19 protein-coding genes are annotated in these 18,353 nt (G+C 67.4%); 2 read left to right on the forward strand and 17 right to left on the reverse strand.

Features of this window, described 5'->3' with window-relative positions; translation table 11 throughout:
• Nucleotides 1–13: 13 nt before the first annotated feature.
• From queE to aspS, 16 genes are all read right to left on the reverse strand, one after another.
• Entirely contained in the window at nt 14–712 is a 699-nt protein-coding gene (gene queE / locus ABE424_RS13195; RefSeq protein ID WP_176988423.1) for a 7-carboxy-7-deazaguanine synthase QueE, read from the reverse strand.
• 133 nt (nt 713–845) lie between these two features.
• On the reverse strand, nt 846–1,646 hold the full coding sequence (gene ybgF / locus ABE424_RS13200; protein ID WP_176988422.1) for a tol-pal system protein YbgF: 801 nt from the start codon (nt 1,644–1,646) through the stop codon (nt 846–848).
• Between the two features lie 3 nt (nt 1,647–1,649).
• On the reverse strand, nt 1,650–2,165 hold the full coding sequence (gene pal / locus ABE424_RS13205) for a peptidoglycan-associated lipoprotein Pal (protein WP_176988421.1): 516 nt from the start codon (nt 2,163–2,165) through the stop codon (nt 1,650–1,652).
• A gap of 64 nt (nt 2,166–2,229) precedes the next feature.
• Nucleotides 2,230–3,549: a Tol-Pal system beta propeller repeat protein TolB gene (tolB, locus tag ABE424_RS13210; RefSeq protein ID WP_176988420.1), complete on the reverse strand. Its 1,320-nt coding sequence runs from the start codon at nt 3,547–3,549 to the stop codon at nt 2,230–2,232.
• Nucleotides 3,550–3,694: 145 nt separating this feature from the next.
• Entirely contained in the window at nt 3,695–4,753 is a 1,059-nt protein-coding gene (tolA, locus tag ABE424_RS13215) for a cell envelope integrity protein TolA (RefSeq protein WP_176988419.1), read from the reverse strand.
• Nucleotides 4,743–5,171, reverse strand: a complete 429-nt coding sequence (gene tolR, locus ABE424_RS13220) for a protein TolR (protein ID WP_121039140.1) — start codon at nt 5,169–5,171, stop codon at nt 4,743–4,745. The genes tolA and tolR overlap by 11 nt, the downstream gene beginning before the upstream one ends.
• A 23-nt stretch (nt 5,172–5,194) precedes the next feature.
• On the reverse strand, nt 5,195–5,974 hold the full coding sequence (gene tolQ / locus ABE424_RS13225; RefSeq protein ID WP_121039143.1) for a protein TolQ: 780 nt from the start codon (nt 5,972–5,974) through the stop codon (nt 5,195–5,197).
• A gap of 10 nt (nt 5,975–5,984) precedes the next feature.
• Nucleotides 5,985–6,428 carry a tol-pal system-associated acyl-CoA thioesterase gene (gene ybgC, locus ABE424_RS13230; protein WP_176988418.1) on the reverse strand — a complete coding sequence of 148 codons (444 nt, stop codon included), beginning with the start codon at nt 6,426–6,428 and terminating at the stop codon, nt 5,985–5,987.
• Nucleotides 6,418–7,458, reverse strand: a complete 1,041-nt coding sequence (gene ruvB, locus ABE424_RS13235) for a Holliday junction branch migration DNA helicase RuvB (protein WP_121039149.1) — start codon at nt 7,456–7,458, stop codon at nt 6,418–6,420. Before ruvB ends, ybgC begins: the two co-directional genes overlap by 11 nt.
• 325 nt (nt 7,459–7,783) lie before the next feature.
• Entirely contained in the window at nt 7,784–9,634 is a 1,851-nt protein-coding gene (locus ABE424_RS13240; RefSeq protein ID WP_346492899.1) for a potassium transporter Kup, read from the reverse strand.
• A 128-nt stretch (nt 9,635–9,762) separates the two neighbouring features.
• Nucleotides 9,763–10,353 (reverse strand): Holliday junction branch migration protein RuvA, encoded by a 591-nt coding sequence (gene ruvA, locus ABE424_RS13245; protein ID WP_313210410.1) that lies wholly within the window; start codon nt 10,351–10,353, stop codon nt 9,763–9,765.
• A 10-nt stretch (nt 10,354–10,363) separates the two neighbouring features.
• Entirely contained in the window at nt 10,364–10,885 is a 522-nt protein-coding gene (gene ruvC, locus ABE424_RS13250) for a crossover junction endodeoxyribonuclease RuvC (RefSeq protein ID WP_121039160.1), read from the reverse strand.
• A 129-nt stretch (nt 10,886–11,014) separates the two neighbouring features.
• Nucleotides 11,015–11,746, reverse strand: coding sequence for a YebC/PmpR family DNA-binding transcriptional regulator (locus ABE424_RS13255; RefSeq protein WP_176988417.1), 732 nt, complete (start codon nt 11,744–11,746; stop codon nt 11,015–11,017).
• An 83-nt stretch (nt 11,747–11,829) separates the two neighbouring features.
• Nucleotides 11,830–12,462: an alpha/beta fold hydrolase gene (locus ABE424_RS13260; RefSeq protein ID WP_346478829.1), complete on the reverse strand. Its 633-nt coding sequence runs from the start codon at nt 12,460–12,462 to the stop codon at nt 11,830–11,832.
• Nucleotides 12,463–12,573: 111 nt separating this feature from the next.
• A complete protein-coding gene (locus ABE424_RS13265; protein WP_319211709.1) occupies nt 12,574–13,107 on the reverse strand; it encodes a GNAT family N-acetyltransferase in 534 nt (177 codons plus the stop codon).
• A 170-nt stretch (nt 13,108–13,277) separates the two neighbouring features.
• A complete protein-coding gene (aspS, locus tag ABE424_RS13270; protein WP_346492897.1) occupies nt 13,278–15,035 on the reverse strand; it encodes an aspartate--tRNA ligase in 1,758 nt (585 codons plus the stop codon).
• A gap of 203 nt (nt 15,036–15,238) precedes the next feature.
• Here aspS and ABE424_RS13275 point away from each other — a divergent pair, with 203 nt between their 5' ends.
• A complete protein-coding gene (locus ABE424_RS13275; protein ID WP_346492896.1) occupies nt 15,239–16,195 on the forward strand; it encodes a DUF3011 domain-containing protein in 957 nt (318 codons plus the stop codon).
• Between the two features lie 86 nt (nt 16,196–16,281).
• Here the strand turns inward: ABE424_RS13275 and ABE424_RS13280 are convergent, their stop codons facing one another.
• Nucleotides 16,282–16,917, reverse strand: coding sequence for a hypothetical protein (locus tag ABE424_RS13280; protein ID WP_346478833.1), 636 nt, complete (start codon nt 16,915–16,917; stop codon nt 16,282–16,284).
• 162 nt (nt 16,918–17,079) lie between these two features.
• On the opposite strand from ABE424_RS13280, the gene ABE424_RS13285 reads away from it, so the two are divergent.
• Nucleotides 17,080–18,348: an MFS transporter gene (locus ABE424_RS13285; protein ID WP_176988411.1), complete on the forward strand. Its 1,269-nt coding sequence runs from the start codon at nt 17,080–17,082 to the stop codon at nt 18,346–18,348.
• Nucleotides 18,349–18,353 lie beyond the last annotated feature (5 nt).

The raw sequence follows: 18,353 nt of genomic DNA on the forward strand, positions 1-18,353 counted from the left end.
CGTCGAGACGGAGTTACCTTCCGGGCTCGTCGTCCCAGAGCAGCTTGTGCAATTGCATCTGGAAGCGGACCGGCAGGCGGTCGGCGACGATCCAGTCGGCCAGTTCGCGCGGGCTGACCTCGCTCTTGCTCGGCGAGAACAGCACCATGCTGCGCTCGTTGAGCCGGTGCTCGCGGACCATGCCGCGGGCCCATTCGTAATCCTCACGGCTGCACAGGACGAACTTGATCTGGTCGCGCCTGGTCAGCAGCGGCAGGTTCTCCAGGCGGTTGCGGGCCATCTCGCCGGAGCCGGGCGTCTTCAGGTCGACCACCCGCGAGACGCGCGGATCCACGCCGCTGACATCCAGCGCACCGGAGGTCTCCAGCGAGACGTCCAGGCCGGCGTCGCAGAGCTTCTCCAGCAGCACCAGGCAGCGCTTCTGCGCCAGCGGCTCGCCACCGGTCACGCAGACGTGGTGGACGCCCTGGGCCAGCACTTCTTCCACGATCGCGTCGATGTCCCACCAGGTTCCGCCATGGAAGGCGTAGGCGGTATCGCAATAGGTGCAGCGCAGCGGGCAGCCGGTCAGGCGCACGAACACGGTCGGCCAGCCGGCGGTATCGGCTTCGCCCTGCAGGGACAGGAAGATCTCGGTGATCTTCAGTCGCGGCAGCGGGGACTGCACGATCTCACTGGGGAGAGCGGCGGCAGCGGACAGGGTCGTGGTCATGGCGGTGATTCTTGGGGGGACGGCTTCGGAAACGACAACAGCCGGGCATGGCCCGGCACGGAGGACCGGGCAGCGCCCGGTTGGCGATCAGACATTATACCGGGCCCGGCCGCTCCAGCGGCCCGGGGCGGGTTCAGCGGATCTGCTGACCCAGCCGGATCGACTGCAGACGGTCCTGCGCGGTGCGCGCGGCGTCGGAGCCGGGATACGTGGACACGACCTGTTCGAGGGTCGCCTGGGCCTGGTCGACCTTGCCTTCGCCATACTGCGAGAGGCCGATCTTGAGCAGGCCACCGGACGCCTTGTCATGGGTCGGGTAGCGCGAGAGGAGGTCGCGGAACTGCGCCTCAGCCTGCGGGAAATTACGGGTGGCGTAATAGCTTTCGCCCAACCAGTACAACGCGTTGGGGGTATAGACGCCGTTGGGATACAGCTCGAGGAAGCTCATGAACAGCTGCGCCGAGTCGTCGTACTTGCCGGCCTTGAGCGAATCGAAGGCGACATTGTAGGCCGTGCGCTCGTCGCCACTGGCAGCCAGGCTGCCGGCATCGCCGTGCACGGAGGGCGGCCGCTCGGAAGCGGCCGTTGCCGGTTTCGGGGAAGCAGCGGGTGCGGCTGCGGCCGGGGCGGCGGGAAGCACGGGGGCCCCACCTTCCAGGCGGTTCAGGCGGCTGTCCAGGTCCAGATACTGGTCCTTGCCGGTCTGCTTGAGCTGCTCGTTGTCGTGCTGCAGCTGCTCGACCTGCGACTGCAGGGCCTGCAACTGGGTACGCAGCTGATTCAGCTGATTGAGCATGTCCATGTTGGACTGGTTGTTGTTCGCCTGCTGCTCAAGCGCGCCGACGCGGTCGGCCAGACTCTGGCGCTGCGCATTGGCCGGTGCGGCAGCCACGAGGGCTGCCGCAACGATCATCGATAGAAATCGAAAGCGCATCTATTACTGAGCCGTGTACACGATCTCGACGCGACGGTTCTGCGACCAGCAGGACTCGCCCGACTCGGTGCAGACCGGACGCTCTTCACCGTAGGACACGACGGTCAGCTGCGAAGCCGAGCCACCGTTGGCCTGCAGTGCCGAGGACACGCCGTTGCCACGACGCTCGCCCAGGGCCTGGTTGTAAGCGCGCGAACCGCGCTCATCGGTGTGGCCCTGCAGGGTCATGCGCGAGGACGGACGGTCACGCAGGTACTTGGCGTGGCACGCCATGATGGCCTGGAACTCCGGCTTCACTTCTTCCTTGTCCAGGTCGAAGTACACCACGCGCTGGCGCAGGCAGGAATCGGTATCCAGATCACCCGGACCGTACAGGCCCGAGGTCGACGGGCCGGTCGGAGCGGTGGTGCTGCCGGTATCAACCGGGGCAGCCGGCACTTCCTTGACCTTCTTGGAACAACCGGCCAGGGCGGCCACGGACAACAGGGAGACAAGCAGAACGCGGGTGGTCTTGTTCATGGCGATACCTTTGAGGCTCCTAAAGCCGGATGAGGGATGAATACGGCGAAATCTTAACACTCTGTTAGCGCTTTGTACGGTATGGCGACCAAGAAGGCTCACGAACATCACCGTCAGCCAGAACCAGCCGCTGGCGCACGCGCGCATCGGCCGATACGGCGTACAACACTCCACGACCACCCTCACGGGCGGCGTACAACACCATGCTCGCGTTGGGCGCAAAGCTCGGCGATTCATCCAGCGACCCCGGCGACAGCGTGTTCCAGCGGGCCGAGCCCGTGCTGCTGTCCATCATCGCGATCTTGTAGGTGTTGCCGCTGCCCTGGGCGACCACCAGCTTCTTGCCGTCGTAGGACAGGCTCGGGGTGGCGTTGTAGTTGCCCTGGAAGGTCACGCGCGAGGCGCTGCCGCCGCTGGAGGCCACCTGGTAGATCTGCGGGCGGCCGCCGCGGTCGGAGGTGAAGTAGACGCTGCTGCCGTCCGGGCTCCAGGTCGGCTCGGTATCGATGGCGAAGTGGTTGGTCAGCTGGGTCAGCTGCTTGCTGCCCAGGTCCATCACGTAGATTTCCGGGTTGCCACTGCGCGACAGCGACAGGGCCAGGCGACGGCCGTCCGGGGAGAACGACGGGGCGCTGTTGATGCCGCGGAAGCTGGTGACCAGCTCACGGGCGCCGCTGGAGATGTTCTGGATGTAGATCGCCGAGTTGCCGCGCTCGAAGCTCACGTAGGCCAGCTTGTTGCCGTCCGGGCTCCAGCTGGGCGAGAGCAGCGGCTCGGCCGAGCGCACGATGGTCTGCGGATTGAAGCCGTCCGAATCGGCCACCATCAGCGCATAGCGCATGGCATCGCCCTTGCCGCTGGCGGTGACATAGGCGATGCGGGTCCAGAAGGCGCCGCGCACGCCGGTGATCTTTTCATAGATGGCATCGGCCATCTGGTGGGCGACATCGCGCATGGCGTTGCCACGAGCCGTCATCGCCAGGCCGAGCAGGCGCTCGCCCTTGGGCACGTCGTACAGCTCGTACTCGACGCGATAGGCGCCGGCGCCGGCGTCCATCACACGGCCGACCACGATGTAGTTCTGCTTCAGCGCCCGCCAGGTAGCGAACTGGATCTCGCTGCCGCGGGTCGGCTTTTCGACGATCTGCGCTTCAGGCAGGTTGCGGAACTGGCCCGAACGGTCCAGATCGGCGCGCACGACCGCGGCGACGTCGGTCTGGGGCGCACCTGCCGAACCCTGGTAGGGCATCGGGACGACCGTGATCGGGGTGGCGGAGGCGTTGCCGCCGATGATGTCGATATCCAGCCCCTTCTGCTGCGCCATGGCAGCAAAGGGCAACAACAGGGCCGCAACAACGGCAAACCAGCGAGGCATCTTTTTCATGGAGCGCTCAATAGGGGAGAAACCAGAACGAGGGATAACAGGACGGCGGTGAACAGTTTCGCAATCATGAACCAAGGCCGTGTGAATTCCGAGTCACCGGGCGCACAAATCTCACGAGCCGTTAACGACAGGGTCCCGCCCGGGATCAATCCTGGGCGGTGAAGGTGAAATTGATCGTGCGTGCGAACACCGACTCGAAACCGCGGTACGGCAACGGCTGGGCGTTCAGCACGGCGGCCTCGATCGAGCGGCGGCCGGCCTCGTCGAACGGGCAGTTGCCGCTGACCTTGGCCTGGATCACCTGCCCGCCGGGGATCTGGGTGATCGAGACCTGGCAGCGCTGGCCCAACGGGACCGAGTCCGGACGGGTCCACTGGGCGGAGACCTTCTGCTGGATCGCGGCGGCGTACTTGGCGCTGAGGTCGTCGCTGGTGCCCCCTGCCCCGGCCGCCGGCTTGGCCGCACCGGTGGCGCCGGCGGTCGAGGCCGAGGCATTGGCCGCCCGCGCGGCGGTGACCTGCCGCAGCTTCTGCTCGGCCAGCTTGGCTTCGTTCTCGGCCTGGGCCCGCTTGCGGCGGATCTCGGCCAGCTTCTTGTCGCGCTCGGCGTCGGCCTTGGCGTCGTTGGCCTTCTGTTCCTGCTCGGCCAGCTTCTTCTTTTCCGCCTCTTCCTGCTGCTTGGCCAGGCGCAGCTTCTGCTCGGCCTGTTCCTGGCGCTTGCGCTCGGTCAGGTCGATCTGTTCCTGGCGGCGCTTGGCTTCCTGCTCCTGCTTGGCCTTTTCAGCCGAGATCGCCAGTGCGTTGACCGCTTCCTGGTCGACCGTGTCGGGCTGGGCGATGCGCTCCTGCGCCTGCGACTGCTGCGGGGTGGGCGCGTCCTGCGGGCGCGGCTCGGGCAACGGCTGCGGCGGCGGCACGGTGTCTTCCGGAATCGGCTCGGGCTCGGCAACCGGCTCGGGCAGGTCCGGCAGCGATTCGGAGGCGCGCAGGGCCTGGCGCGCGGCCGAGGCTTCGGACGCGGACAACTGCAGGCTGGCTTCGATGGCCGGATCGCCGGCGGCCGCTTCGGTGGTGCGCTGCGGCGACCACAACCAGGCGGCGATGAAGATCAGTGCCAGCAGCAGATGGACGCCGAGCGCCAGCGCGATCGGCAGGCCCCACTCCTCATCCCGTGCGCGCTGCGGTGGCAGGGCTTCAGTGTGCATCGGTCGCCAGGCCCACCTTTTCCACGTTGGCGCGCTTGATCACGTCCATGGCCGCGACCACCTTTTCATAGGCCACGGCCCGGTCCGCGGCGACGATCACGCGCAGGTTCTTGTCCTGCGAGGAAAGCGCGGACAGCTGGGCCTGCAGGCGGGCCGCATCCATCGGCTCCGGGTCCTTGGCCTCGGGCAGCTTCAGGCTGAGCTGGCCATCCAGGCGGACGGACACGACGACCGGATCCTGCTTGCTCTCCAGGGCCTTGGCCTGGGAGGTCGGCAGATCCACTTCAAAGCTCAGCGTGAGCAGCGGCGCGGTCACCATGAAAATGATGAGCAGCACCAGCATGACGTCGATATACGGCACGACGTTGATTTCGGATTTGAGCTTTCGGCGCTTGCGGCGGCCAATGGCTGCGGTCATGGCAGGACTCCTGTGCTGGGCGCTTACTCGTCGCCCGCGGTCTGGCGCTGCAGGATCGAGCTGAACTCTTCTGCGAAGGTTTCAAAGCGCACCGACATGCGCTCCACGCGGGTGGTGAAGCGGTTGTAGGCCCACACGGCCGGGATCGCCACGAACAGGCCGATCGCGGTGGCGAACAGGGCTTCGGAGATACCCGGGGCAACCGAGGCGATGCCGGCCTGCTCACCGCTGTTGATCATGTCGTGCATGGTCACCATGATGCCGAACACGGTACCGACCAGGCCCACGTACGGGGCGGTCGAGCCGATGTTGGCCAGCAGCTCCAGGCTGCGCTCCATCTGGTCCACTTCACGCGTATAGGTGGTGCGCATGGCGCGCTGGGCGCCCTCGAGCTGGGCCCGGCCATCCAGGCGACGCTTGTCGCGCAGGCGGGTGAACTCGCGGAAACCGGCTTCGAAGATCGCTTCCAGGCCGCCGACCTTGCGGTTGCGGTCGGTCGCCGAGCTGTACAGCTTGCCCAGGTCCGCACCGGACCAGAAGCGGCTTTCGAACTCGTCGGCCTCACGGTTGGCGGCATTGAACACGCGCGCCTTGCGGAAGATGATCACCCAGCTGATGAACGAGCCGGCCAACAGCAGCAGCACGATGATCTTCACCGGGATGCTGGCCTTGATCATCAGGTCCAGGTAATTGATGCCACCGCCATGCGCGGCTTGGGCGACAGTCTGCGCCGCAGCGCTGGTGACTTCCTGCGGCAGCGCTTCGGTCACCGTGGCCTGCAGGGCCAGGAGCATTGCGATCATCCGTTGTTCCTCAGTGTGCGGATTCTGGAAATTCGAGGTGTTTCAGCGCGGCATGCAGTGCATCGTCCATGCCACGCGGCTTGAAGGTGGTTGCATCGAGCGCGGCGATCTTCACCTGCGCGGTCAGCAATGTCTGGTCGCCCCGGCACACGGCCTGGGCGAACACCATGCTGGCGCGCTTGCACTGCACCAGCGTGGCGGTGACATCCAGCGCGTCATCCAGGCGCGCCGGCTTGAGGAAATCCATGGTCATGCTGCGCACCGCGAACACCAGGCCGTGGTCGCAGCGCATGCGCTCCTGACCATACCCCAGTGCACGCATCCATTCCGTGCGCGCCCGTTCCATGAAGGCCACGTAGCGGGCGTGGTATACGACCCCGCCAGCGTCGGTATCTTCCCAGTAAATGCGTGTCGGCCAACTGAATCGCGGCTCAACCCGGGGATCAACCGACATCCGGGACCTCCGCGAACAGGTCGGCCGGCGGGTTTTTCGGTTTCAGGCCCATGTGCCGGTAGGCCTTGTGCGTGCACATGCGGCCCCGCGCGGTCCGGATCAGGAACCCCTGCTGGATCAGGTACGGCTCGACCACGTCTTCCAGCGTGCCGCGTTCTTCGGACAGGGCCGCGGCCAGCGATTCGATGCCGACCGGGCCACCGTCGAAGTAGTCGACCATGGTCCGCAGCAGGCGCCGATCCAGCTCGTCGAAGCCTTCCGGGTCCACCTTGAGCATCTGCATCGCGGCCTGGGCGACGTCCTGGTCGATGTGGCCGGCGGCCTTCACCTGGGCAAAGTCGCGCACGCGGCGCAGCAGGCGGTTGGCGATACGCGGGGTACCGCGCGAACGCCGTGCGATCTCGGCCGCGCCTTCGGCGGTGCAGTCGATGTTGAGGATGCTGGCCGAGCGCCGGACGATCTTCGTCAGCTCTTCGGGCGTATAGAACTCCAGCCGGTGCACGATCCCGAAGCGGTCGCGCAGCGGCGCGGTCAGCAGGCCTGCACGGGTGGTCGCGCCGATCAGGGTGAACGGCGGCAGATCGATCTTGATCGAGCGGGCCGCGGGGCCCTCGCCGATCATGATGTCGATCTGGAAATCTTCCATCGCCGGGTACAGCACTTCTTCCACGACCGGCGAGAGGCGGTGGATTTCATCGATGAACAGCACGTCGTGCGGCTGCAGATTGGTCAGCAGCGCGGCCAGGTCACCGGCTTTTTCGATCACCGGGCCGGAGGTGACGCGCAGCGCGACCCCCAGCTCGTTGGCGATCACGTGGCTCAGGGTGGTCTTGCCCAGGCCCGGCGGCCCGAAGATCAGCACGTGGTCGAGCGCGTCGCCACGGGCCTTGGTCGCCTCGATGTAGATCGACAGCTGCTCGCGCACCGGCGCCTGGCCCAGGTAATCGGCCATGCGCTTGGGGCGGATGCTGGCGTCGGTGCCCTCGTCTTCGCGGGTGGCACCGGCGGCGATGATGCGGTCGTCGGTCATTCGGCAATTATGCGGCAAAAGCGGCGCGATCCGCGTCCGGTAGTGCCGGCCGCTGGCCGGCTCCGCGGGATGCAGATGTCATGAGGAGCCGGCCAGCGGCCGGCACTACGGGGAAAGCATCGGAGGAAGAGCCCCCTTGTTGTTCAAGGGGGCGCGCCGAAGGCGCGGGGATAAGGTGGATGCGCGGACACCCCAGTCCGCCAAGGGCGGATGGGGTGTTCAAGGGGGCGCGCCGAAGGCGCGGGGATAAGGGGGAATGCCGCCGGGGCCCACGGTTTGCATCGCAAACCGTGGGGTAGCGGCCGACCGTTGGTCGGCCGTCCGGTCAGATCTCCACCTGCGCCCCGAGCTCGACCAGCCGATTACCCGGAATCCGGAAGAACCCGGTCGCCGGGGCCGCGTTCCGGTGCATCAGCGCGAACAGCTTGTCGCGCCAGATCGGCATGCCGCGGTTGGCGGTGGCCACGATGGTCTCGCGGCTGGCGAAGAACGTGGTGTCCATCGGGTCGAAGTAGATCCCGCCGTGGTCGCACGAGCGCATCAGCGCCAGCGGCACGTCCGGGGTCTCCATGAAGCCGAACCGCACGTAGATCCGGTAGAACTCATCGCCCACCGATTCGATCTTCAGGCGCTGGCCCGAGGGCGCGTACGGCACCGGCAGCGTCACCACGTGCAGGAACACGTTGCGCTCGTGCAGCACCTTGTTGTGCTTGAGGTTGTGCATCAGCGCATGCGGGGCCACCGAGGGGTCGGCGGTCAGGAACACGGCGGTGCCCGGCACCCGCACCGGCGGGGCCAGCATCAGGCCCGGCAGGAAGGTGTCGATGCGGATGCCGTCCTTGCGGATCTCATCGCGCAGCAGCTCGCGCCCACGCCGCCAGGTGCGCATCATGGTGAACAGCACGATGCCCAGCACCACCGGGAACCACGCGCCCTGCAGCAGCTTGGCGCCGTTGGCGATCACGAAGCCCAGGTCGATGACGAAGAAAATCACGCACAGCGGGATGATCCAGTAGCGCGAGGTCGGCCACAGCGCGCGGGCCACCAGCGCCAGCAGCAGGGTATCGATCAGCATGGTCGCCGACACCGAGATGCCGTAGGCCACCGCCAGGTTGGAGGAGCTGCGGAAGGCCAGCACCAGCCCGATCACCATCACCGCGATGCCCCAGTTGATGCCCGGGATGTAGATCTGGCCGATGGTGTCGTGCGAGGTATGGGTGATGCGCATGCGCGGGATGTAGCCCAGCTGCATGGCCTGGCGCGAGACCGAGAAGGCGCCGGTGATCACCGACTGCGAGGCGATCACCGCGGCCATGGTGGCCAGGATGATCATCGGGTACAGCGCCCAGTCGGGCACCGCTTCGAAGAACGGGTTCTTCACCGCCTCGGGGTTGTTGAGCACCAGCGCGCCCTGCCCCAGGTAGTTCAGCACCAGGCACGGCAGCACGAAGAAGTACCAGGCATGGCGGATCGGCTTGGCGCCGAAATGGCCCATGTCCGCATACAGCGCCTCGCCACCGGTGACGGCCAGCACCACCGCGCCAAGGATGAAGATGCCGTGCCAGCCATGCTCCATGAAGAAGCGCAGCGCCCACATCGGGTTGAACGCCTTGAGCACCTCGGGCGCATCGACGATGTTGTAGATGCCGATCGCGGCCAGCGAGATGAACCAGATCGAGGTGATCGGCCCAAACAGTTTGCCGATCTTCTCGGTGCCAAAGCGCTGCACCGCGAACACCGCCAGCAGCACCACCACCGTGATCGGCACGATGAACGCATGCAGCCCGGGCGCGGCGACCTCCAGGCCTTCGACCGCACCCAGCACCGAGATGGCCGGGGTGATCACCCCGTCGCCGAAGAACAGCGAGGCCCCGAAGATGCCCAGGATGCCCACCACGTAGGCCGAGCGCGAGCCGTGCCGCAGAGTGCGCTGGGTCAGCGCCATCAGCGCCATGATCCCGCCCTCGCCCTCGTTGTCGGCGCGCATGATGATGGTGACGTACTTGAGCGTGACCACGATGTTCAGCGCCCAGAACGCCAGCGACAGCACGCCCAGGACGGTGTCATGGTCGCTGTTGAGGCCGTAGTGCGGAGAAAAGGCCTCTTTCAGCGTGTACAGCGGGCTGGTGCCGATATCGCCGAACACCACGCCGATGGCGCCGATCATCAGCGCCATGCCGCCGGCCGCCGGCGCGTGGCCGTGCGGGGTCTGGCCGTCGCTGTGCTGGGGGGAAGTGGTGGACATGGGGCTCCGGGCGGACGCGGTCGTTGGTGTCGTTGGCTAGGGAAAGACAGGCGCGCGGCTCAGCGCAGCGCGGCCTGCAGGGCCTTGCGGATGACGGTGGCGACGTCGTCACCCTCGGCATTGGCGTCACGCGCCATGCGTGCGGCCTCGGTCGGCTTGTAGCCCAGCTGCTGCAGGGCCACGGTCGCCTCGGAGACCGGATCGGTTGCCGGTGCGGCGCCGGCGATCGGCGCGCCGCCACCGCCGAAATGGGCCGCGCGGTCGCGCAGTTCCAGCACCATGCGCTCGGCGGTCTTCTTGCCGATGCCCGGGATGCGGGTCAGCGCGGTGATGTCACCGGCCTGCAGCATGCGGGCGAATTCGTCCACGCTTACGCCGGACAGCACCGCCAGCGCGATCTTGGCGCCGATCCCGCTGACCTTCTGCACATCGCGGAACAGGCGGCGCTCGCCCTCGCGCAGGAAGCCGTACAGCGAGACGCTGTCTTCCTTCTGCGCGTAATGGGTAAACAGGGTGACCTCGCGGCCCAGCTCGGGCAGGTCGTAGAAGGTGCTCATCGGCGCCTCCAGTTCGTAACCGACGCCATTGACGTCGACCATGAGCCACGGCGGCGCCTTGTAGGCCACGATCCCGCGCAGACGACCAATCATGCAGTGTTCCTCATTTCCGGCTCCAGGCCTGGCGCGCATTGACGCCCAGGCGCAGCGCCGTGGCCCGGACATGGGCGTGGGTGATGGCCACGGCCAACGCATCGGCAGCGTCGGCCTGCAGCTTGGTTTTCAGGTTGAGCATGAGCCCGACCATGTGTTGGACCTGTTGTTTTTCCGCGCCACCGCGGCCGACCACGGCCAGCTTGATCTCGGTGGCGGCGTACTCGCTGACCGGCAGGTCGCGCATCACCACGGCCGAGATCGCCGCGCCGCGCGCCTGGCCCAGTTTCAGGGCCGAATCCGGATTGCGCGCCATGAACACCTTTTCGATGGCCACTTCGTCGGGGCGGTATTCCTCGACCAGGGCGGTCAGGCCGACCACCAGCAGCTTCATCCGCTGCGGGAAGTCGTCGGCGCCCAGCAGGACCAGCGGCAGATGATGCACGTGCACCACCTTGCCGGCGGCGTCCACATCAATGATGCCCACCCCGGTGCGCTGCGAACCGGGGTCGATGCCAAGAATGCGCGTCATGCGGCACGCACACGGCCGCCCGCGGCCCGGGAGGGACACATGCGGCGGGGATAACGGGGAACGCCTGGGGTCATCATGGTCCGCATTGTCCGCTCACCGGTCGCGCAAAGCGACCGGTGAAGCGCCCGCTCAGGCGTAGGCGTCCGCGCCGAGGTCGGCGTTGGAGAACACGTCCTGCACGTCGTCCAGGTCTTCGAGCATGTCCAGCAGCTTCTTGACCTGCAGGGCGGTGTCGCCCTCGACCTTGATGTCGTTGTCGGCGCGGTAGGTGATTTCGGCGTGGTCGGGCGTGAACCCGGCGGCTGCCATCGCATCCTTGACCGCGTGGTAGCTGTCGGCCGCGGTGACCACGTCGATCGCCCCGTCTTCCGGGTAGACCACGATGTCGTCCGCGCCGGCGTCGATCGCCGCTTCGGTGACGGCTTCTTCGTCCGCACCGGCGGCGAAGTGCAACACGCCCAGGCGCTTGAACATGAACGACACCGAGCCTTCCGTGCCCATGTTGCCGCCGCACTTGCTGAACGCATGGCGGACATCGGCCACGGTGCGCACGCGGTTGTCGGTCAGGCAGTCCACGATCACGGCCACGCCACCGGGGGCATAGCCCTCGTAGCGGATCTCTTCGTACTCGACGCCTTCCAGCTCACCGGTCGCCTTCTTGATGGCGCGCTCGATCACGTCCTTGGACATGTTCGAGGACAGGCCCTTGTCCATGGCCACGCGCAGGCGCGGGTTGTTGTTGGGGTCGCCTCCACCGCCGCGCGCGGCTACGCCGATCTCGCGGATGATCTTGGTGAAAATCTTGCCGCGCTTCGCGTCAGACGCGTTTTTGCGGTTCTCGATGGAGGGGCCTCTACCCATGGGGTGACTCTCGTGTTTCTGTCAGGAACAGGGCGCGAATTCTACCTGATCCGCCGGCCGGCCCGTGTCACTGCCCGGCCCGCTCAGGCGGCGTGGGCCGCATCATCACGCCGGAACCGGCCATCGCGCAGGAACGCGGCGGTCTGGCGCGCGGCATCCGGCGAGAACACCAGCCCGCTGTGGCTGGCCGGGATCACGCAGTGGTCGGCCAGGCCCGGCAACTGCGTCTCATCCAGCGCCACGGTGCCATCGGAGGCATCGCCACAGGCGCCGAGCAGGCTGCCCAGCCCGTGCGGGACCGAGCCGGCGATCAGCCCGACCTGCGCCCTGCCCTCCCACGCCGGCAGGCCATCCAGCAGCAGTTCCGAGCTGCGGCCGAGCGCCAGCGACCAGCCGTGATCGCTCAACGAGCGCGCGGTCACGCTGCCGCGCAGCGGCGAACCCAGGCAGACCACCCGCGACACCGGCAGGTCGGGCGCGCGCCGCAGGGCCTCCAGCGCGACCAGTCCGCCCAGGCTGTGGCCGACCAGGGAAATCGGGCCACTGCCCTGGAGCCGCTCCAGCAGCTGGGGCACGGCCACGTCGGGGCCGCCGAACACGCTCGAATAGCCGAAGGTATCCACGGCGAAGCCACGGGCGCGCAGGCGCCAGGCCAGGGGGCCGACCCAGGCGCGTGCGTTCCAGATGCCGTGCAGCAGTAAAACAGGGGGATTCATGGTGTCAGCCTAGCCCGTCGGGCGGGGCGCCTGCATAAGGAAACAGCGTCATTAGACGAATGGACCGGACAACGGCAGGTGAAGCCGCTGCGGGCCATGAAGGCGTCGCGCTCAGGCCGCCGTGGGCGGGCGGCGCAGGATGAACTCCAGGTCGAGCACCTTGCCGACCGGGAACTCATAGGTACCGACCTTGCTGAAGCCGTAGCGGGCGTAGAAACGCTGCGCGCCGAAGTTCTCCGACCACACGCCCAGCCACAGCGTGCGCGGGCCCTCGCGTTCCAGCCAGGCCAGCGCGGTTTCGAACAGGCGGCTGCCCCAGCCACAGCTCTGCTGGTCCTTGATCAGGTACAGGCGTTTGAGCTCGCCATCGCCGGGCTGCACCTCGGCATGCGGCAGGCCACAGGGACCGGCGGCGGCATGGCCCACGGCGACACCGTCCAGTTCCAGCAGCCAGACCGCGTAATCGGGGTGTTCAAGAATGATGCGCTGGCGCGGCGCCGGGTACGCCTCATCGAGGAAGGCCTGCAGGTCCTCCGCCGGGTACAGATGGCCGAAGGTTTCCACGAACGTGCGCGTGGCCAGCACCGACAGGGTCTGGGCGTCGTCCGGGGTGGCGCGGCGGATGGTGTAGCGGCCTGGGGTCACGGCGGGAGCATCGGCATCGGCGAGACTGCCAATTTACCTGAACGTGGCGGCGATGGCGCCCCACGACCCGTGAACCTGTCGATCATGGCGGGCAGGATCCGCAGCAGGCACCGACCACCGGTCGGTACCTGCCACGCGTCGACGCCTACCGGGGGCCGGCGCGTCCCGGCTTATTCCTTGACGGCGCGCGGGCGGACCTGCACGTGCACTTCGGCCAGCTGCTCGTCCGGGATCGGCGACGGCGCGCCGGTCATCAGGCACTGCGCGCCGGTGGTCTTCGGGAACGGGATGACGTCGCGGATCGACTCGGTACCGGCCATCAGCGCGGCGATACGGTCGATGCCGAACGCGATGCCACCGTGCGGCGGCGCGCCGAAACGCAGCGCGTCGAGCAGGAAGCCGAACTTGCCCTCGGCCTCTTCGGCGCCGATGCCCAGCAGCTCGAACACCGCGCTCTGCATGTCCGAACGGTGGATACGGATCGAGCCACCGCCGATCTCGTTGCCGTTGAGCACCATGTCATAGCCGCGCGACACGGCGGTTTTGGCATTGGCGCGCAGGTCGGCGATGTCGTCCACCGCAGGTGCGGTGAAGGGGTGATGCAGGGCGACGTAGCGCTGGGCTTCGTCGTCGTATTCGAACATCGGGAAGTCGGTGACCCACAGCGGTGCCCAGCCGGCGCTGACCAGGTTGAAGTCCTTGCCGGCCTTCAGGCGCAGGGCGCCCATGAAGTCGGAGACCTTGTTGTAGCCACCGGCGCCGAAGAACACGATGTCGCCGTTGCCGGCACCGACGTGGGCGACCAGCGCGGCGAAGGCCTCTTCGCTGAAGAACTTGGCGATCGGCGAGCTGACTTCACCACTGTCGCTGATCTTGATGTAGGCCAGGCCCTTGGCGCCGTACTTGGCGGCATGCGCGGCGTATTCGTCGATCTGCTTGCGCGACAGGCTGGCGCCGCCCGGAACGCGCAGCGCGGCCACGCGGCCATCGGCATCGTTGGCGGCGGCGGTGAACACCGGGAACTCGCTGGTCTTGACCAGCTCGGCCACGTCCACCAGCTCCAGCGCGATGCGCAGGTCCGGCTTGTCCGAGCCATAGCGACGCATCGCCTCGGCCCAGGTCATGCGCGGGAAGCTGGCGGCCAGTTCCACGTCCACCACTTCCTTGAAGATGGCGCGGATCATGTTCTCGACGAAGTCCTGCACATCCTGCTCGCGCACGAAGGCGAACTCCATGTCCAGCTGGGTGAATTCCAGCTGGCGGTCGGCGCGCAGGGCCTCGTCGCGGAAGCAGCGCGCGATCTGGTAGTAGCGGTCGAAGCCGGCCACCATCAGGATCTGCTTGAACAGCTGCGGGCTCTGCGGCAGGGCGTAGAACTCGCCCGGGTGCATGCGCGCCGGCACCAGGAAGTCGCGGGCGCCTTCCGGGGTGGCCTTGGTCAGGATCGGGGTTTCGATGTCCTGGAAGCCGGTGGCGTCCAGGTGGCGGCGCAGGGCCTGCACCAGCTTGATGCGGGTGCGCTGCATGCGCTGCATTTCCGGGCGGCGCAGGTCCAGGTAACGGTACTTCAGGCGGGTTTCCTCGCCCGGGTTCTCGTGCGCGTGGAACGGCAGCGGCTCGGCCTTGTTGAGGATGGTGATGGCCGTGGCGATCACTTCCACCTTGCCGGTGCGGAGCTTGTCGTTGGCTGCATGGCGCGCGCGCACCACGCCTTCCACCTGCAGCACGTCCTCGTAGCCCAGGCTGGCGGCCACGGCGAACACGGCCGCGTTGTCGACTTCCACCGTCACCTGCACGATGCCTTCATGATCGCGCAGATCGATGAAGCACACGCCGCCCTGGTTGCGGGCGACGTCGGTCCAGCCGGCGAGGGTAACGGTTTGGCCAATCAGGGTCTCGTCGACCAGGCCACAGAAGTGGGTACGCATGGGGGTAAAGCTCCGCAGGAGAATGCCGGCACCAGGTTGCGCCGGACAGCCCTTTATTCTGCGGCGTCGGCCCGGCCGGGGCAAATCCCCTGCGCCATGTGCCGGGCCAGCGGCGCCCGGATGGCCCGCCCGGGCGGCATCACGCCTTTTGAACCCTGACTCTTCCTATAGTCCGCGCACCAACGACCGCAAGGGATGCCGCCATGAACAGACGTCTGACCGTTGCCTGCCTGGCCGCCGCACTGGCCTGTACCGCCCCGGCCGCCCAGGCCCAGATGAGCACCCGCGCCTACGCCCCGGAAAACCTGTCGCAGCTGTCCAGCAGCGACCGCAGCCGGGTCATCACCCAGGAATACGCCGACCAGTCCAATGGCCGCCGGATTCCGGACGACCAGCTGCGCTTCTACCTGGCCCAGGTCAATTCGGGCTGGAACTTCTCGCGGATCAAGCAGGACATCGCCACGTCCCTGCGCGGCAATGGCAGCGGGGGCGGCTGGAATGGCGGCGGCAACGGCCCGGGCAACAGCGGCACGGTCCGCTGCGAAAGCCAGGACAACCGCGAGCGGGTCTGCAACACCGGCTGGCGCAGTGCCCGGCTGTCGCGCCAGATCTCCGGCACCACCTGTACCGAGGGCCGCAACTGGGGCTCGCGCAACGGGACGGTGTGGGTCAGCGGCGGCTGCCGCGCCGAGTTCGTCGAGGGCCGCGGCAACGGCGGCAACTGGGGCGGCGGCGGCGGTGGCACCGGCGCGACGATCCGCTGCGAGAGCCAGGACAACCGCGAACGGAGCTGCAACACCGGCTGGCGCAATGCGACCCTGGTCCGCCAGATCTCCGGTACGGCCTGTGTCGAGGGCCAGACCTGGGGCGTGCGCAATGGCGCGGTCTGGGTCAACCGCGGCTGCCGCGGCGAGTTCGCCGAAGCACGCGGCAACAGCGGCGGCAACTGGAGCGGTGGCGGCGGCAACAGCAATTACAGCGTGACCTGCAGCAGCAACGACAAGCGCCAGCAGACCTGCGCCTGGGACGACCGCCAGGGACGTCCGGCACTGGTCCAGCAACTGTCCGGCACGGCGTGCGTGGAAGGCCGCAGCTGGGGCTACAGTAACGGCAGCCTGTGGGTCAGCGGCGGCTGCCGCGCCCGTTTCGGCGCGCGCTGAACGCCCCCTCGCGGTAGGTGCCGACCGTTGGTCGGCACCCTCCGCTCACGGTGCCGGAGAACAGGCTCCGGTGCTATCGGACGGAATTACGGCGCAGGGGTCTCGCTGCCCCACGGCGCCGGCGGCAAGGCCACCGGCTTGCTCAGATCGAACACCACCTGGAAGTGGCGCCCGCCGGGACGGGTCAATTCGTAGACGAAGCGCTGGTCCGGCTCGACCTCCATCGCCCACGTGTTCTGCACCGAGGCGAGCATGTCGGCCTTGCGGAACATCGCCACCGAGTCCGAATCCACCGGGAATGACTGACGCTGCGCGGTGCCTGGCGGCTTGCTGTCGCCGCCATACAGTGTGACCGCATCCGGACTGCCGTCTTCGTGGCGGTGATCGTGCTTGAGCCGCAGCCCATTTTCGGTGCGGCTCAGCACCCAGGTGCGCGAGTGGTCGTCGCCGACATGGAAGGGAATCCGCAGCTCATGTGCCGGATCCTCACAGCCACGCACATGCATGACCAGCCGTTTGCCCTCGAAGGGATCAGGTGCATCGGTGCGCGGCTCGTTGACCGCGATGCGGCCTTCGAACGCCTTGCCGCAATGCGCAGCGACGGCAGCCATGAAGGCATCGGACGGCGCCATCGAGACTTCATGGCCGACGGTATCGTTGGAGCCGCTGCAGGCGGTGATCGCCAGTGCAGCCGCCAAGGGAAGAAGTTTGACTACATTCATGGCCCCACCCTAACGGGCGCGAACGACCAGCGCAAACCATGCGTCCAGCCCCACCGCGACGCGCGCATGCGCACCCGCAGCGCTGCAACCGGGGCTTCATCCCCCCTGTGTTATGGTCGGTCACGTGACTCGTTCGCCTTCTTCCCCACGAAGGACGCACGCATGTTGCGGTTGACCGCCCTGCTCGCCGGCGTGGCGCTGTTGCTGACCGGCAGCGGCCTGCTTGGCACTCTCTTGGCGGTGCGCGGTGGTGAGGCCGGCTTCGGTGCCGGTACGTTGGGGTTGGTGATGTCCGGCTATTTCGCCGGTTTTTTCATCGGCACCTTCTTCGCCCCCTCGCTGATCGGCCGCATCGGCCATATCCGTGCGTTTGCCTTCTTTGCCGCCCTCGCCGCCATCGCGGTGCTGCTGCACCCTCTGTGGATCAATCCCGTGGGTTGGGGTGTGCTGCGCATCCTCACCGGCATCGCGCTGGTGGGCCTTTACACAGTGATCGAGAGCTGGCTCAACGCCGAGCCCGACCCGCGCCTGCGCAGCCGCGCTTTCTCGCTTTACATGGTGGTCAACCTCTCGGCACTGGCGCTCGGCCAGGTGCTGCTGATGCTCGGCGACGCCGGCGCGACATCGATGTTCATGCTCACCGCGATCCTGGTTTGCGCGGCGGTCTTGCCGGTCACCGCTACGCGCCTGCGCCCGCCGGAAATTCCGTCGGTGCCGCGCCTGAAACTGGCGCGGCTGTATGCGATGGCGCCGGTGGCGACGGTTGCCGCCGGCCTTTCCGGCCTGGCGATGGGTGCGTTCTGGGGCCTCCTACCGGTCTACGCCGGCGAGGTCGGCCTGGATGGCAACGGCGTCGCTCTGTTCATGCTCACCGCCATCGCCGGGGGTGCCTTGCTGCAATGGCCCTTGGGCCACATCAGCGATGGACATGACCGCCGTACCGGACTGGTCGCACTGAGCCTGGCCGCCGCCGGCATCGCCGTGGTGGCCTCCTTGCCGATGATCCAGCTGCAGACCCATCTGCTGTTCGGGCTGTTCTTCTTCTACGGCGGGCTGGCGTTCGCGCTGTATCCCTTCGCGGTCGCGCACATGCTGGATTACCTGCCGCGAGAGGACCTGCTGTCCGGCTGCTCCAGCCTGCTGCTGGTGCATGGCGTCGGCGCGGCGCTCGGCCCCGCGCTGGCCGGTGCCGCCATGCAGCGTTTCGGTGCGCCGGCGCTGCCGCTGTACTTCGCGGTGGTGCTGATGCTGCTGGCGCTGTTCACCACCGCGCGCCTGCTCAGCTTCCAGCGCCTGCGCACGCATCCGGTCGGGTTCCGGCTGATGCTGCGCACCACGCCGTCGGCACTGGAGCTGATGCCCGAGACCGACACCGCGCCGCCGGATTCCGATTCCCCCCTCCCCTCTGACTCCGATAAGGAAGTGCATTGACTGTT

Origin of the sequence: Stenotrophomonas sp. TWI1149 (genome assembly GCF_039673155.1) — a bacterium.
Lineage (GTDB): Bacteria > Pseudomonadota > Gammaproteobacteria > Xanthomonadales > Xanthomonadaceae > Stenotrophomonas > Stenotrophomonas maltophilia_AA.

What these genes read in the sequence shown, in the direction of transcription:
- ybgF (WP_176988422.1), bottom strand. Translation starts at nt 1,646, where the DNA reads ATGCGCTTTCGATTTCTATCGATGATCGTTGCGGCAGCCCTCGTGGCT.
- tolQ (WP_121039143.1), bottom strand. Translation starts at nt 5,974, where the DNA reads ATGATCGCAATGCTCCTGGCCCTGCAGGCCACGGTGACCGAAGCGCTG.
- aspS (WP_346492897.1), bottom strand. Translation starts at nt 15,035, where the DNA reads ATGCGTACCCACTTCTGTGGCCTGGTCGACGAGACCCTGATTGGCCAA.
- ABE424_RS13255 (WP_176988417.1), bottom strand. Translation starts at nt 11,746, where the DNA reads ATGGGTAGAGGCCCCTCCATCGAGAACCGCAAAAACGCGTCTGACGCG.
- ABE424_RS13260 (WP_346478829.1), bottom strand. Translation starts at nt 12,462, where the DNA reads ATGAATCCCCCTGTTTTACTGCTGCACGGCATCTGGAACGCACGCGCC.
- pal (WP_176988421.1), bottom strand. Translation starts at nt 2,165, where the DNA reads ATGAACAAGACCACCCGCGTTCTGCTTGTCTCCCTGTTGTCCGTGGCC.
- ABE424_RS13275 (WP_346492896.1), top strand. Translation starts at nt 15,239, where the DNA reads ATGAACAGACGTCTGACCGTTGCCTGCCTGGCCGCCGCACTGGCCTGT.
- ybgC (WP_176988418.1), bottom strand. Translation starts at nt 6,428, where the DNA reads ATGTCGGTTGATCCCCGGGTTGAGCCGCGATTCAGTTGGCCGACACGC.
- ABE424_RS13280 (WP_346478833.1), bottom strand. Translation starts at nt 16,917, where the DNA reads ATGAATGTAGTCAAACTTCTTCCCTTGGCGGCTGCACTGGCGATCACC.
- ruvB (WP_121039149.1), bottom strand. Translation starts at nt 7,458, where the DNA reads ATGACCGACGACCGCATCATCGCCGCCGGTGCCACCCGCGAAGACGAG.
- tolA (WP_176988419.1), bottom strand. Translation starts at nt 4,753, where the DNA reads ATGCACACTGAAGCCCTGCCACCGCAGCGCGCACGGGATGAGGAGTGG.
- ruvA (WP_313210410.1), bottom strand. Translation starts at nt 10,353, where the DNA reads ATGATTGGTCGTCTGCGCGGGATCGTGGCCTACAAGGCGCCGCCGTGG.
- ABE424_RS13285 (WP_176988411.1), top strand. Translation starts at nt 17,080, where the DNA reads ATGTTGCGGTTGACCGCCCTGCTCGCCGGCGTGGCGCTGTTGCTGACC.
- ABE424_RS13240 (WP_346492899.1), bottom strand. Translation starts at nt 9,634, where the DNA reads ATGGCGCTGATGATCGGCGCCATCGGCGTGGTGTTCGGCGATATCGGC.
- queE (WP_176988423.1), bottom strand. Translation starts at nt 712, where the DNA reads ATGACCACGACCCTGTCCGCTGCCGCCGCTCTCCCCAGTGAGATCGTG.
- ruvC (WP_121039160.1), bottom strand. Translation starts at nt 10,885, where the DNA reads ATGACGCGCATTCTTGGCATCGACCCCGGTTCGCAGCGCACCGGGGTG.
- tolB (WP_176988420.1), bottom strand. Translation starts at nt 3,549, where the DNA reads ATGAAAAAGATGCCTCGCTGGTTTGCCGTTGTTGCGGCCCTGTTGTTG.
- tolR (WP_121039140.1), bottom strand. Translation starts at nt 5,171, where the DNA reads ATGACCGCAGCCATTGGCCGCCGCAAGCGCCGAAAGCTCAAATCCGAA.